Origin of the sequence: Nocardioides guangzhouensis, assembly GCF_004519545.1 — a bacterium.
In the GTDB taxonomy this organism is placed as follows: Bacteria; Actinomycetota; Actinomycetes; order Propionibacteriales; family Nocardioidaceae; genus Nocardioides; species Nocardioides guangzhouensis.
Map to the genome: position 1 here is coordinate 1 of NZ_SDKM01000020.1, position 13,800 is coordinate 13,800.

Annotated in this window: 14 protein-coding genes and 4 tRNA genes; 6 read left to right on the forward strand and 12 right to left on the reverse strand. The window is 68.4% G+C overall.

What is annotated here, in order from left to right; all coding sequences use genetic code 11:
• The 5 genes from EKO23_RS25855 to EKO23_RS14085 all read right to left on the reverse strand — a co-directional run.
• Positions 1 to 194, reverse strand: a 194-nt coding sequence (locus EKO23_RS25855) for a hypothetical protein (protein WP_217702631.1), incomplete at its 3' end; no start/stop codon positions are given.
• A gap of 18 nt (positions 195 to 212) precedes the next feature.
• Positions 213 to 1,595, reverse strand: coding sequence for an ABC transporter ATP-binding protein (locus EKO23_RS26490; protein WP_167880477.1), 1,383 nt, complete (start codon positions 1,593 to 1,595; stop codon positions 213 to 215).
• 4 nt (positions 1,596 to 1,599) lie between these two features.
• Positions 1,600 to 2,433 carry a carbohydrate ABC transporter permease gene (locus EKO23_RS14075; RefSeq protein ID WP_134718355.1) on the reverse strand — a complete coding sequence of 278 codons (834 nt, stop codon included), beginning with the start codon at positions 2,431 to 2,433 and terminating at the stop codon, positions 1,600 to 1,602.
• Positions 2,433 to 3,392, reverse strand: a complete 960-nt coding sequence (locus EKO23_RS14080; RefSeq protein ID WP_134718357.1) for a carbohydrate ABC transporter permease — start codon at positions 3,390 to 3,392, stop codon at positions 2,433 to 2,435. Before EKO23_RS14080 ends, EKO23_RS14075 begins: the two co-directional genes overlap by 1 nt.
• Entirely contained in the window at positions 3,389 to 4,657 is a 1,269-nt protein-coding gene (locus tag EKO23_RS14085) for an extracellular solute-binding protein (protein WP_134718359.1), read from the reverse strand. Before EKO23_RS14085 ends, EKO23_RS14080 begins: the two co-directional genes overlap by 4 nt.
• Before the next feature lie 306 nt (positions 4,658 to 4,963).
• Between EKO23_RS14085 and EKO23_RS14090 the strand changes: the two genes are divergently transcribed.
• Entirely contained in the window at positions 4,964 to 5,359 is a 396-nt protein-coding gene (locus EKO23_RS14090; protein ID WP_134718361.1) for a hypothetical protein, read from the forward strand.
• Between the two features lie 80 nt (positions 5,360 to 5,439).
• On the opposite strand, the gene EKO23_RS14095 is transcribed toward EKO23_RS14090, so the two are convergent.
• Together EKO23_RS14095 and EKO23_RS14100 are read right to left on the reverse strand one after the other, a co-directional pair.
• Positions 5,440 to 6,033: a hypothetical protein gene (locus tag EKO23_RS14095; RefSeq protein WP_134718363.1), complete on the reverse strand. Its 594-nt coding sequence runs from the start codon at positions 6,031 to 6,033 to the stop codon at positions 5,440 to 5,442.
• A 161-nt stretch (positions 6,034 to 6,194) separates the two neighbouring features.
• Positions 6,195 to 6,527, reverse strand: a complete 333-nt coding sequence (locus EKO23_RS14100; RefSeq protein ID WP_134718365.1) for a hypothetical protein — start codon at positions 6,525 to 6,527, stop codon at positions 6,195 to 6,197.
• A 32-nt stretch (positions 6,528 to 6,559) separates the two neighbouring features.
• On the opposite strand from EKO23_RS14100, the gene EKO23_RS26700 reads away from it, so the two are divergent.
• Together EKO23_RS26700 and EKO23_RS14110 are read left to right on the forward strand one after the other, a co-directional pair.
• Positions 6,560 to 6,703, forward strand: a complete 144-nt coding sequence (locus EKO23_RS26700) for an excisionase family DNA-binding protein (RefSeq protein WP_425464397.1) — start codon at positions 6,560 to 6,562, stop codon at positions 6,701 to 6,703.
• Complete coding sequence (locus tag EKO23_RS14110; protein ID WP_217702633.1) at positions 6,690 to 7,679, forward strand: site-specific integrase; 990 nt, start codon at positions 6,690 to 6,692, stop codon at positions 7,677 to 7,679. The genes EKO23_RS26700 and EKO23_RS14110 overlap by 14 nt, the downstream gene beginning before the upstream one ends.
• 91 nt (positions 7,680 to 7,770) lie before the next feature.
• Here EKO23_RS14110 and EKO23_RS14115 read toward each other — a convergent pair.
• The 3 genes from EKO23_RS14115 to EKO23_RS14125 form a co-directional block, all read right to left on the reverse strand.
• Positions 7,771 to 7,845 (reverse strand) — tRNA-Val (locus EKO23_RS14115).
• Positions 7,846 to 7,877: 32 nt separating this feature from the next.
• Positions 7,878 to 7,951, reverse strand: a tRNA-Cys gene (locus EKO23_RS14120).
• 33 nt (positions 7,952 to 7,984) lie between these two features.
• A tRNA-Gly gene (locus EKO23_RS14125) sits at positions 7,985 to 8,057 on the reverse strand.
• Positions 8,058 to 8,169: 112 nt separating this feature from the next.
• Between EKO23_RS14125 and EKO23_RS14130 the strand changes: the two genes are divergently transcribed.
• Positions 8,170 to 8,991 (forward strand): aminotransferase class IV, encoded by an 822-nt coding sequence (locus EKO23_RS14130; RefSeq protein WP_134718371.1) that lies wholly within the window; start codon positions 8,170 to 8,172, stop codon positions 8,989 to 8,991.
• 92 nt (positions 8,992 to 9,083) lie between these two features.
• On the opposite strand, the gene EKO23_RS14135 is transcribed toward EKO23_RS14130, so the two are convergent.
• Positions 9,084 to 9,515, reverse strand: a complete 432-nt coding sequence (locus EKO23_RS14135) for an SsgA family sporulation/cell division regulator (RefSeq protein WP_246051085.1) — start codon at positions 9,513 to 9,515, stop codon at positions 9,084 to 9,086.
• A 223-nt stretch (positions 9,516 to 9,738) separates the two neighbouring features.
• Here EKO23_RS14135 and EKO23_RS14140 point away from each other — a divergent pair.
• Both EKO23_RS14140 and EKO23_RS14145 read left to right on the forward strand, forming a co-directional pair.
• A tRNA-Val gene (locus EKO23_RS14140) sits at positions 9,739 to 9,810 on the forward strand.
• 1,176 nt (positions 9,811 to 10,986) lie between these two features.
• Positions 10,987 to 11,718 (forward strand): GH12 family glycosyl hydrolase domain-containing protein, encoded by a 732-nt coding sequence (locus tag EKO23_RS14145; RefSeq protein ID WP_134718373.1) that lies wholly within the window; start codon positions 10,987 to 10,989, stop codon positions 11,716 to 11,718.
• A 69-nt stretch (positions 11,719 to 11,787) separates the two neighbouring features.
• Here the strand turns inward: EKO23_RS14145 and EKO23_RS14150 are convergent, their stop codons facing one another.
• Positions 11,788 to 13,758, reverse strand: coding sequence for a sulfatase-like hydrolase/transferase (locus EKO23_RS14150; protein WP_134718375.1), 1,971 nt, complete (start codon positions 13,756 to 13,758; stop codon positions 11,788 to 11,790).
• Positions 13,759 to 13,800: the final 42 nt, after the last annotated feature.

Genomic DNA, 13,800 nt, shown 5'->3' on the forward strand with positions numbered 1-13,800 from the left:
TCCGCGATCACCGGCGGATCCGACTCCGGCACGACCACGATCGGGAACGTCGGTGGGCGCGACTCCGGCGGCGACGACCAGAAGGACCCCGACGACCAGCCGACCGGGTCCCCAGGCCCGAGCACGTCGGTGGAGCCGTCCGACGAACCGACTGAGACGGCCTCGCCGTCGGAGACCCTGCTGCCGTCCCCCACAGACTCGACGGCACCGACTCAGTCGTCGACGGCGTCACCCGCGGAGACGTTCGCGGAGACGTTCGCGGAGACGACGGCGCCCTGAGGACCCGCGTCGGGGCGTGCGGACGATCGTGGCCCTCTACCGCGCGGCGCCGGGCGGCTCTGCCGCAGCCTCCTCGTGCCCGGGGATCCGGCCGGCGTTGTCGTAGTCGACGGTGAGGTTCTCGCCGGAGCCCGGGTCGAAGAGGTGGATCTTCGTCCCGTCGACCCAGATCTCGGCCTCCTCGCCCTCCCGGATCCGGCTGGCGCCGTCGAGCGACACGACGAGCTGGGTGTGCAACGACTCCCCGTCCAGGTCCCGCTCGAGCTGGCGCAGCTGCTCCTCGACCTCCGGCGGCGCCTCGAACGGGATGTAGGCGTAGGTCTCGTTGCCCAGCCACTCGACGACTTCGACCTGCGCCCGGAACGTCGAACCGGCGTCCCGCTCGGTGCGCACCGACGCGTNNNTTCGACCTGCGCCCGGAACGTCGAACCGGCGTCCCGCTCGGTGCGCACCGACGCGTCCTCGAAGTGCTCCGGGCGGATGCCGGCCATCAGCAGCCCCTTGCCGGCTGCCTTCTCCGCCCGCTCAGGGGGCAGCTCCACGCTGCCGAACGGCAGCTTCACCGAGGTGCCTTCGACGGTGGCCGGCAGGAAGTTCATGGGCGGTGAGCCGATGAAGCCGGCCACGAAGAGGTTGCCGGGGTTCTCGTAGAGCTCGCGCGGCGTCGCGAGCTGCTGCAGCAGGCCACGCTTGAGCACCGCGACCCGGTGGCCCAGCGTCATCGCCTCGGTCTGGTCGTGGGTGACGTAGACCGTGGTGATGCCGAGCCGCTTCTGGAGCCGCGAGATCTCGGTCCGCATCTGCCCACGGAGCTTGGCGTCGAGGTTCGAGAGCGGCTCGTCGAAGAGAAACGCGTCGGCCTCGCGCACGATCGCGCGGCCCATCGCGACGCGCTGCCGCTGCCCGCCGGACAGGTTGCCCGGCTTGCGCTCGAGGTGCTCGTCGAGCTCGAGGGTCTTCGAGGCCTCGCGGACCTTCTTGTCGACCTCGGCATCGGACGCGTGGGCCAACCGAAGCGGGAACGCGATGTTCTCGTAGACGGTCAGGTGCGGGTACAGAGCGTAGTTCTGGAACACCATCGCAAGGTTGCGGTCGCGTGGGGCCAGGTCGTTGACCACCCTGTCCCCGATCAGCATCTCGCCCTCGGTGATGTCCTCGAGCCCGACGATCATCCGCAGCAGGGTCGACTTCCCACAGCCGGACGGGCCGACCAGGATCATGAACTCGCCGTCCTGCACGTCGATGCTGACGTTGTTGACCGCCGGGAACCCGTCGCCGTACCTCTTGACGATGTTCTTCATCTCGATGGTGGTCATCGGGTCACCCCTTCACCGCGCCGGACGTGAGCCCGGCGACGATCTTTCGCTGGAACAACAGGACGATGATGATGATCGGGATGGTCACCACCACGGACGCGGTGGCCAGCTGACCGTACGGCGGGTTGAACGGGTCGGGCCCGACGAAGTAGGACAGCTGGGCCGGGACGGTGCGGGACTGGGTCGTCGACGTCAGTGAGAGCGCGAGCACGAACTCGTTCCAGGCGAAGAAGAAGGTCAGGATCGCCGCGGTGAACACCCCCGGTGCCGCCAGCGGCACGATCACCTTGCGGAAGGCCTGCCACGAGGTCGCGCCGTCGACCTGGGCCGCCTGCTCCATCTCCCACGGGATCTCCCGGAAGAACGCCGACAGCGTCCAGATCGCCAGAGGCAGCGTGAACGACATGTACGGGATGATGAGGCCCGGCCAGGTGTTGAACAGGCCGAGCGTCCGCCACAGGTCGAACAGCGGTCCGACCAGCGCGACCACCGGGAACATCGCGATCGCCAGGGCGATCGACAGCACCAGACGTTTGCCCTTGAACTCGAGGCGGGCGATCGCGTAGGCGGCGAGCGTTGCCAGGATCACCGACAGGAACGTGGAGATCGCGGCGATGCCGAACGAGTTGATCAGGGAGTCCTGGAAGTCGGAGTTGCTCAGGATGTCGTCGTAGTTCTTGATTGTCGGCTTCTTGGGCAGGAACTGCGGGCTGCCCGCTGCCGTCTCGTTCGGCCCCTTGAAGGACAACGAGATGATCCAGACGACCGGCAGCAGGCACCAGACGAGGATGAGCAGGAACCCCACCCAGGTCCCGATCTTGGTCCGCGTCTCGTTCATCAACCCTCACCCCTCGCCTGCGCCAGGTCGACCTTGAAGAGCTTGACGATCAGGAACGCCAGCAGCAGGACCGAGAGGAACAGCAGCACCGAGAGCGCCGAGCCGAGGCCGAGCTGCATCTGCTCGATCACCTGTCGGTAGGTCAGGAACGACGAGGACTCGGTGTCCTGCGCTCCGCGCGTCATCACGTAGATGGCGTCGAAGATGCGGAAGGCATCCAGTGCTCGGAACAGCACCGCGACCATGATCGCGGCCTTCATGTTGGGGAGGATCACCTTGTAGAGCCGCTGCCACCACGTGGCGCCGTCGACCTTCGCGGCCTCGATCATGTCCTCGGAGATCTGCGCCAGGCCCGCGAGCAGGAGCAACGACATGAACGGCGTGGTCTTCCAGATCTCCGAGATCATGATCGCGAACATGGCGGGCCAGTGGCTGCCGAACCAGTTGGTGTCCGCCTCGATCCAGGGGAGCCAGCCGAACCAGGCGTTCACCCAGCCGTTGTTGAGGCTGAACGCGAACTGCCAGGCGTACGCCGAGACCACGGTGATGATGCCGTAGGGGATCAGGATCGCCGTGCGGACGACGCCGCGCGCGAACACGATCCGGTGCATCACCATCGCGAAGGCGAAGCCGATCACAAGCTCGACCGCGACCGTGACCACCATGATCAGCACGGTGTTCCACGTGTCCTGCCAGAACAGCGGGTCGGTGAGCACCGTCCCGTAGTTGCTCAGGCCGATGAACTCCTTGTCGTCCGGCGAGGTGAGCCGGTAGCGGAACAGGGACAGGTAGAGGGCCTGGAACATGGGCCATGCCGTCACGCCCAGCATCACGATGACTGCCGGCGCCACCAGGCGCTGGCCGAGTCGGTTCTCGGCGCGCGCCCGGTCGCTTCGCTTCTTGCGCACCTTCGGCTTCTCGCTCACCTTCGCCGGCGCGGTGGTGCTCGCGGCGCTCACAGGAGCCTCCTTCCCTGCAGGACGTCCTCGATGAACTGCTGCGAGTCCGGCGGGGTCTGCTGGTCGACGCTGTCCGGAGGGTGCCAGGAGCTCTGGAGAGCGCCGGAGATGTCGCTCCAATACGGCGTCACCGTGCGGGGAGCGGCTGCGTCGAGACTCTCCTGGAACAGCCTGAGCAGCGGCTGCGGGTAGATCTTGGCCAGCGCCGGGTACTGGTAGCCGGCCGAGCTGGCCGGCATGTTGCCGGTGAGCTCGGCGTTCACACCCTGGTTCTCGGGCGAGGTGATGCACTCGATCGCCTGCATCGCCTCGTCCTTGTGCTGCGAGTACTCGCTCACGCCGACGCCGATGCCGCCGTACGGCGGGCGGAACTCCTCGCCCGGCTTGGACTGCGGGTACCGGGTGAAGCCGAGGTCGTCCTTCACCTCCGGCTGAATGGCGTCGTAGTTGGTCCAGATGTAGGTCCAGTTGACCATGAACGCCCCCTGGGGCCCGCCGAACGTCGCACCGGCCGTGCCCTCGTTGGAGACCGACAGGTCGGCCGGGGCAGCGGAGGAGCGCGCCAGCTTCTCGACGATCTGTGCCGCGGCCTCGCCCGCGGGGGAGTCGACCTCGAGGGTGAGGTCGACGCCCCGGTCGGTGTTGGTGGCGATGGCGCCGCCGGCGCCCGAGATCAGCGCGTTGATCCAGACCGCGTAGCCCTCGTACTTGTTCGCCTGCACGGCGACCTTGCCGTCGTTGCTGGCGGCGGCGTCGATGATCTGGTCCCACGTGACCGGCTTCGTCATGTCGAGCCCGGCCTTCTGGACGAACGACTTGCGGTACCAGAGCACCTGGGTGTTGGACCAGAAGGGCGCGACGACCAGCTTGCCGTCCCAGGTGGCAGCGTCCACCGCGCCCTTGAAGGACTGCTGCCGCAGCCTGCTCTGGAGGTCGTCGGGGATCGTGGCCAGGAAGCCAGCGTTCGCGAACTCCGCCGTGTACGGCGGGTCGATGCTCATGATGTCGATCTCGGGGTCCTCGGCCGCGAGTCGTCGCGAGAGCTGGATGCGCTGCTCGCTGGCGTTCTGCGGGAGGACCTGCACCTCGATCGTGTAGTCGTCGGTGCTGCAGTTCTCCGCGACCTTGGCCTGGCCCCCGGCGTCGGGATTGATGTACCAGGTCAAGGTGTCGCTCGAGCTGGCGCCGGCCGAGCACGCGGCAAGGACCCCCGTGGCGACCACCAGTGCTCCCGTTGCGGCGAGGCCGCGCCGTGCCCGAACCATGGGTGCCTCCCGTCCCAGTGACCTACATCACATGTAGCGCTCTGCGGTGCTGTTGTAAACCCGCGGAGCGCTTCGACACTCGTTGACGAGCGGGCGCGGAACAGCTTCAGACCTCGGCAACGTGGCGCCGACCCGGCGCAGAGGAACTTCCTGACGGGATCCCTGTCGCGAGGTACCCCTGCCCCCGCCGGAGGCCTTCTTACTGGGTGTGTCCCAATTGGAATCGAAGTGCACTGCCCGCCGATGAGGGCGAGGCCGTTGCCCCAGGGCTAGCGGCACGAGACCATCGGACGGGAAGGAGCTGCCATGAAGGTGCGGCCGGGGGCAGTGCTGCGAGGCGTGGGAGTAGCGCTCGCATGTGTTGCACCAGCGGGGTCCAAACGCTCGGGCATCCTGTTCGCGGCCTACACCGGCGGCTGGTTCCTGGACAAACCCGGATTGCAGGTCTTCATGGTCGTTCCTGACACGGACGAGCCATGGAAGCGCGGCACGGTCCCCTTTGCGACATCCGTAGCGTCCTGGTCGACCGTGATGTTGGCCGCGGCCACAGGCCTTCGACGAACTAGAGTGCCGACGCCGATCGGTGCGGTCCTGCTCGGAGGAGTCGTCACGGTCGTCGACTCCCTTCTCGCCGACCTGGGTGCGGCGCGTGACGCGGCCAAGGCTGCCGCGGAGGCCGATGGAGCCCCCGCCGGCTATTGAACGAACTCTCCGCTCATGAGGCGTTCCGCGCGCGCCGATGAGCGGGCGAGAGGTGGGCGGGTGCTGGGGTGTGGAGACGTTCAGGTGTTGTCAGCAACGCCCTGCTCGGATGGTGCCGGCGTGCTCCTGTCGGTCGGATCCGTCGAGCGTCCTGCGCCGATGAGGACCTGCAGGCACGCGAGCAGCACGAGGACAACGGTGAGGGACCAGAAGAACCTTGACTGGGAGATGTCGTTGCCCCAGAGCAGGACTATGACACCGAGACGTGCGGCGGCCAAGCGTAACCACCGGATGTTGGCGGCGCCCCACTTACCGGTGGTGGCCACGACCGGTGTGCTGGCAAGCGCCGCGCCGACAGCCTCAAGGCCTTCGGCGCTGGTGGTGCGCACGGCGGTCCCGGATGCGTTGCGCCCGGCGAACCAGCCCATCACGACCAGGGTCGCACCCAGGAAGAACATCACCCGCTGACTTCGCTCGAGGTAGGACAGCAGGGTGTCGTAGAAGATCCGGCTCGCGGGTCCGAAGACCGTGCCGGCCAGGTGGTTGACGAACAGCTGCCGTCCGATCGCCAACGGCAGCGCCATCAGCAGCCCATTGGCCGCAACGGTCAGGCCGATCACGACCGCCAACCGTGGCTTGTTGCGGGCCAGCAGGAAGGCGGCGAGGAAAAGCACCGCGACGAGGAGGATCAGCCAGCGTGCGACCGGGTTGGTGAACGCGTAGATCGTCTGGGCCTATTCGAGTTGGGGCGCGTCGAGCAGGACGATCTGCTTGTCGGTGTCGCGGATCGGGGCTTTCTCGACGATCGTCAGCCCGCGATCGGCGAGCCTCGTCTTCACCTCGTCGATGACCTCGGACAGATCGAGAACGAGTTGGTCGCTCTCTGGATCGAAACGGCTCCCGACTCCTCACCCTTGAGCACCCGCACGAGGGTCTGCTGTGCCTTCGTGCTGACCCTGACCCACAGGTCGGCGAAGTCGTCGGAGGCGAGGAACTCCCGCACCTGGGTTTCGATCAACGCGTTGGTCGCGCCGGTTATCGGGCCCACCAGCGCCTGCAGTCGGGGCCGGTCGGTGATGACTCCGGCAAACACCTGGTTGAGCAGGGCCTCGACGTCGACCTGCTGCTGGATCGCATCCGTCACCTTGGTCGCGACCGCCGCCTGCACGGCGGGTGAGTCCACCAGTGGCTCTGCTCAGTGTGAGCCGCAGCCGGATCTACGAACTCATCCGGTCGAACCAGCTGCGCACCGTGCGGGTGGGCGGCAGTCGACGTGTGCCGGCCCGAGCGCTTGATGAGTACGTTGCGCGGCTGCTGCGGGGGAGCGGGCGTGGCACGGCGTAACCGTGGCGACGGCGGCCTGTACTGGGACGAGACGAAGCAGCGGTGGATCGGGGTCGCGACCGTCGGCTATGACGGTCGAGGAAAGCCGCGTCGGCGCAAGGTCCACGCACGCACCAAGACGGAAGGCAACGAGCGGCTCCGGGAGCTGCTTCGGGAGGTCGACCGGGGCGTCGACCTGAACCACGGTGCGATCACGGTTGGGGAGGTGGTCGAGGCCTGGCTCAGGCACGGGCTCAACGGCCGGTCGGAGGCCACGCTGGCGCAGAACCGCCACCTGGCCGAGGTGCACATCATCGCCTTGATCGGGAAGAAGCGACTGCGTGATCTGCGCGCCCACGACGTCGACCGGATGCTCGCTGCACGCCGCGATCAGCTGAGCACCTCGACTCTGCAGAGAGGGAAGTCGATGACCCTCAGCCAGGCGCGTACGCTGCTCGAAGCGTGCGAGTACAACCCACTCGGGGCTTACGTGAGCCTCGCCCTTCTCCTCGGGGTACGTAACGAGGAGCTGCGCGCACTGACCTGGGATCACGTCGATCTGGTCGGCAAGCCGGCCGCCGAGCCACCGACTCCGCCGAGCGTGCGCGTGTGGCGGTCCGTGCGGGCAGGCGGAGATACCAAGACACGCCTGTCGCGCCGCACCATTGGGCTGCCAAGCCAGTGTGTGCACGCTCTCGAGCAGCATCGTTCCGCCACGCAGGCAGCCGGTCGATTCCGCACCCTGTGTGTCGAGGCGGGTCTGGATGCGGGGGAGTGGACCCCTCGCGAGCTCCGGCACTCGTTCGTCAGCCTGATGAGTGACGCTGGCGTGCCCCTGGAGGACATCGCCCGCCTGGTCGGGCACGGCAGCACCAAGGTGACCGAGACCGTCTACCGGAAGCAGTTGCGGCCGGTTCTGACCTCGGGCACCCAGGTCATGGAGACTCTGTTCGACCTGCCGCCGGATCGGACGAGCGAGGTAGCGGACAGGAGTTAGTGCCCCCGCTAGTGCCCCTCCGGGAACAACGAGGCCCCTCGACTCTGACGAGCGAGGGGCCGAATTGTGCCGCTGACCTGCGGAAACGTGCTGGTGGGCGATACTGGGTTTGAACCAGTGACCTCTTCCGTGTCAAGGAAGCGCGCTACCACTGCGCCAATCGCCCGAGTCTATGGAGTTGTGTGGCGGATGGTGGCGTGGAGGTGGGTACGGGATTTGAACCCGTGTACACGGATTTGCAGTCCGTTGCCTCGCCTCTCGGCCAACCCACCGTGGAGGCCCGACGTATGGGAGAGACCTCTCCGAGCGGACGACGAGGCTCGAACTCGCGACCTCAACCTTGGCAAGGTTGCGCTCTACCAACTGAGCTACGTCCGCTTGCCCCGATCCGGAGGACCGGGTGCGAGAGAACAGTAGCCGAACCGTTGGGGAGGGCAAAATCCGGGGTCGGCGGGGCGTGTTCGGGCCTCGGGATCGCTACCGTGGAGCCATGCGCGCCTGGGTGAACGGGGAACTGCTGGACGATCCGAACGCACCTGCGATCGCGGTCGCGGACCACGGGTTCACCGTGGGAGACGGGGTGTTCGAGGCGGTCAAGGTGATGGACGGGCAGCCGTTCGCCCTCACCCGCCACCTCGAACGGATGGACCGCAACGCCAAGGCGCTGGGGCTCACGGACCTCGACCACGACGCCGTACGGCGCGGGGTGGCGGCCACGCTGGAGGGCCAGGACCTGCCGCTCGGGCGGATCCGGATCACCTACACCGACGGCATCGCGCCGCTCGGCTCCAACCGTGGCGGCGGTTCGCCGACGCTCGTCGTGGTGACCGCTCCGATGAGTCCGTTCGAGGAGACCACGGCGATCGCCACCGTGCCGTGGCCGCGGAACGAGCACGGCGCGCTGGCCGGTCTCAAGACCACGTCGTACGCCGAGAACGTGATCGCGCTGGCCCGGGCCGCCGAGCAGGGCGCCAGTGAGGCGATCTTCGCGAACACCGCCGGCAACCTGTGCGAGGGCACCGGCTCCAACATCTTCTACGTCGTCGACGGCGAGCTGCGCACGCCCACGCTGGGCGCCGGCTGCCTGGCCGGGATCACCCGGGCCCTGATCCTGGAGTGGTACGGCGGGCGCGAGATCGACGAGCCGGCGACGGTGCTCGAGCGGGCCAGCGAGATCTTCCTCGCCTCCACCACCCGCGACGTACAGCCGGTGCACACCTGTGACGGGCGCAGCTACCCCGCGCCCGGCCCGGTCACGAAGGAGGTCGCGGACCTCTGGGCCGCGAAGGAGCGGGAGCAGCTCGACCCGTAGGCCCCGGACCGCAGGCGGAGACGCAGACGACCCCGGTCCTGGCTGGACCGGGGTCGACGTGGTGGTGCGGCACGAAACTCAGCGGGTGGACATCAGACGGCGAACAGCTGACCGATCAGCTCGTCGATGTCGAACTGGGAGCTCTCGGTGCCGGTGGGGACCAGCGCCAGGGTGCGGTTGACGAAGGCCGTGAGCTCGAGCGCCGGAGCCTGCACGAGCAGCTCTCCGTCGGGCGAGCGGAGCTCGATGATGACCACCGCCCGCCCGGTCGAGTTGAGGCACGGCCACACGTGGACGTCGCCCTCCCCTGCAGGGGCGGTGAGTCCGCGGGTCAGCAGGTCACGCGCGAAGGTCCAGATGACGTCCCCCCCGGCCGTCCTGAACGTCACGGTGACCGCGTACGGATCCGACGGCTGGTAGCCGAGCGAGGCCTCGAGCTTCATTGCCTGCCCTGCTGCGTCGACACAGTCCATCGTGATGTCCTGCGCAACGCCGCCCGAGAAGCGGTGGTCGTGCTTCCTCATCGGTTCCTCCCAGATACCCAAGTTGCCGATGAGACGGGCCCCGTGACGGGGCATGACGCGAGAATCGAAAGAAAAATCCGAGAAAGTGGAAAACCGCTGTCCGGGGCGTGGATCACGCGTGGATCGACCCGTGCTGGCCTGTGCTCGCCGACGATTCCGGCGGTGGCCCGGGGCGGTTTCGGGGGACCTCGAGCGATGCGCTATCGTTCCGGTCGCACCACGCGGGCGATTGGCGCAGTGGTAGCGCGCTTCGTTCACACCGAAGAGGTCACTGGTTCGAACCCAGTATCGCCCACCGATTGCGACTCGAGCCGCGCTACCGGGGTAGCGCGGCTCTGTTGTCCCCACCGAACGCGGCTCTGTCGTCTCCACCGAAGAGGTCACTGGTTCGAACCCCTGACCTGGCTCTGGAGCCCGGGCCACACATGGTCGGCCGATGGGGGCTACTCACCCGAGCGTGGAGATAACAGGATCGGCACGTTCCCCACGGATCCCCTGCGGAGCAGGGAGCCGTCCTCCTAGCGTTGGAGACAGGTCCGCCGAGAGGCGTGTCTCGGGATTCCTGTCAGAGGCTCGCTGCGCTCGGCCGACTCAGGCGCCGCTCCGAGTTCCAACCCCCTCTGATTCCCGGGGGGGCGCCGCCCGTATGGGTCTTGGTGCTGGCCGCGGATTGCTGCACGCTGGGAGTGCGCGCCCGTCCGCCTTGCACCCCCGTGACGGGCGGGCGCGCCCGCCCGGCGAGAGGCGCCCCCCGGGCTGCGCGCGGACGGCAGTCCTGAGTGGTGCCTCAGGCGGGCGCGCGGCGGTCGCGTCGCAGGATCGGGGCATCGGCACCGCATCGTGGGACGAGTGCCCGAGAAGCGCTGTGCCTCCAGCCGGGCGCTGTGGCGAGGGGCCCGAGCGCTAAGACGCCGCCCGGGGGCTGTCAGCGAAACCGGGCGGCGCCTGCGACCCGAGGTCTGCGTGAGTCCGGGGGTCGGACTTCCTTCCTACACGGGATGAACCGGATTTTCCTCACCCCCAGGGATGGTTCGCATGGCCCGATCGGGCCAGGGCGAGGTGGCCCTTCCGCGGGATCCGGGCTGGCGCGGGGCGTCGGGTGCGCACCCATGGGGCCGTGCCGGCACGTCGACGGGCACCGCCCCGAAGCCCCCCGCATTGAGACGGTGCCCGCGCGCCAGCGGCTTCCTCGCTTCTCGGGTAAGCGGCGCCTGCCGGCAATGATCACGTTACCCGCGGCCGAGGGTCGCATGCCCTCCCGGTGCGAGGACTGGGGGCGGTGGTGCGGTCCGGATGTCGGCCTGGTCGGACCCGCTGGCCGATCGGATGTCGTGTCGCTGGAAAGCAGTGATGCCCGTCACGCCCGGGGTAGGGTGCCGTCCGAAACTGCCCGAGATGTCCGGGTTGTCAGGGGCGGTCCAGCGTCCCGGTCTGCACCCGGCATCACCCCCGCAGATCGAGGAACCCCCTTATGAATCTCTCTCGACGACTGAAGCTCGTCCTGGCCACCCTCCTGCTGCCGGTGTTCGCGATGCCCCTGCTGACGGCCTCGCCGGCGGACGCGCTGGCCTGCAGCAACCCCCGGGTGCTCAGCGGCTCCAACGCGATGTGGAAGAACGGTGGCTACTGGATTCACAACAACGAGTGGAACCGCAACATCCCGGAGACCATCAGGGCGTGCAGCTATCGGGACTGGCACGTCACCGCGACCGCCAACAACCGCGACGGCTCGGGTGAGGTGAAGACCTACCCGAACGTGCACAAGGACTTCCCACGAGACCCGCGTGTGACCTCGTTGCGGACCATTCGGAGCCACTTCGCGGCTCGAGGTCCTCGCGTCGGGATCTACAACATCGCGTACGACATCTGGCTGAACGACATGGACTACGAGGTGATGATCTGGACCGAGAACTACCGGCAGGTACCGAGTGGACGAGTCGTCGCCCGCGGTCTGAAGTTCAACAACCGCACGTGGCGGGTGTTTGCGACCTCCGGCAACCGGGCCATCACGTTCCTGCCCAACGCGAAGGTCACCTCCGGCGACATGCGCATCGGCGCCCGCCTGAAGTGGTTGCGCCAGCGCGGCATGCTCCCCGCGACCGCGAAGCTGAACCAGATCTGCTTCGGCGTCGAGGTCGTGTCCACCGGAGGCAACCCCGCCCGCTTCACGTTCGACAACTTCGACGTGCGCGTGACCCGCTGAGCGGGTCTCCCGCCACCACGCACGAAGGCCCCCGGGACGTCCCGGGGGCCTTCGTCGTGCCAGGGGCGCTCAGCGCAGGTCGGGTGGCAACGGCACCCGGCACTGCTCGGCCCGACACGCGCGCGCCCTGGCCAGGACCTCGTGCAACCGGGCCACGACGTCGTGGTACGCCGGGTCGCCGGCCAGGTTGTCGTACTGCTCGGGGTCCTTCAGCACGTCGTACAGCTCGGCCGTGGCACCGGGGTGCTTGTTGTGCGGTCCCACCAGCCACTCCGTGTAGAGGTAGCGTCCGGTGCGGATGCCGGTGGTCTTGCCCTGCAACGTCCGCTTCGTGTGCGCGCCGACCGGGTCGCGACGGTCGAGCGCCGCGCGGACCGAGGGGAGCGGCGGGGTCTCGGTGAGCACGGTCCGGCTCCACATCGAGGTCGGGGACTCGTCCCCGAGCCGCGCGACATCGAGCAGGGACGTGCCGTCCAGCGACCCGTGGCTGGCGTCGCCGAGCTGCGCGAGCGTCGGGGCGAAGTCGATCGACAGGAACGGGTCGGTGCGCACCTCGCCCTTCGGGACGCCGGGGCCTGCGACGACGACCGGGACCCGCAGCGACGGCTCGTAGGGGAGGATCTTGCCCTGCCGCTCGCCCTGCTCGCCGAGGAAGTAGCCGTTGTCGCTCGTGAACACGACCATGGTGTTCTCCAGCTGGCCGGTGGCCTTCAGCCGGCCCAGGATCTTCTTCACCGCGTGGTCGACGACGTAGACAGCCTCGGCCCGCTGCCGCGTGACGTCGAGCATCTCGGCCTTCATGGCCTCACCCGGCGGAGGCTTGCGGATCCGCGACGGCTTGTCGCTGCGATCCGGGTCGAGCCAGTCGGCGCCGGGAGCCTCGGCTATGTAGTCGTCGAGGATCCCGCGCACCCGCTCCGGTCGGGCCGGGGTGACCAGGTGGTCGGGGTCGTCGGGTTCCCGGGGGGCACCGTGGTGCGGCGCGGTGAACGAGATGTAGTTGAACCACGGCCGATCCTGCCCGGCGTCGGTGTCGAGCTGGTCGCTCGCCAGGTCGGCGTACGCCGTGGTCTGGTAGGTGTCGCGGAGGTTCAGGTAGCCGTTGCAGTTGTCGTTGAGGGTGGTGTCGAAGTAGCGGTAGGTGCCGCCGTCGTTCGGGTCGTCCTTCGGCAGGCCGCCGTCGATGGAGCCGCGCCACAGGTCCCAGCCGGGCGGGCAGTACTGCGTCGACGTGCCGGTGTCGCTGCCGGGGACGGGGTCGCGGCCGTAGCCGTTGAGGTACTTCCCCATGTAGGTCGTGTAGTAGCCGGCCCGTTTCATCCACACCGGCAGCGTGTTGCTGTCGCGGAGCGCGCTGAAGCCCCACGGCGGCTTCTCGGACCACACCTGGTGGTTGTGGGGGTAGAGGCCGGTCAGCACCGACGAGCGGGCCGGGCAGCACAGCGGGAGGCTGGCGAAGCCGTTCTCGAACGTGACGCCGCGGTCGGCGATGAGCTTCTGGACGTTCGGCATCCACTGGAGCTCGTCGGTGCGCATGTCGTCGACCATGATCATGAGCACGTTCGGCTGCCTGGTCTGCTGCGAGGACGCGGTGACCGGCCGGCCGCCGTCGACCCGCACCGTGGCGTCGACGGTCGAGGTGTCACCGGTCAGGCACGACCGTGGCAGGTCGACGCGCGAGAGCAGGGAGGTCGGCTCGTCGGTCACCGTCGGCTCGCACCGGCCGGTCGCCCCGGTGGCGGGACGGTCGCGGCGGACCGTGGTGGACACGCCGCCCACCTCAACCCGGAGCGACGTCGCCCAGGGTCGCTTCGTGGTCCGGATCGAGACGCTGACGACGGGGCCGGCGTTGTCGACGTACACGCGGGTCCGGCCGGGCTCGTCGTCCCCGCCGCCGACGGGTCCGTCGGGCAGCTGGACCCCGAGCTTGTCGCCTCGCCCGTCGTCGCCGGTCAAGCGCTGGCCGAGTGCCACGGCGGCGCCCCCGGCGATCAGGGCCAGCACCAGCGCGACCAGCCAGGTCCGCTTGTTCTTCAGCATCTGTTCCTCAGGACGATGAAACCGGGGAGCGACCCGCCCGCG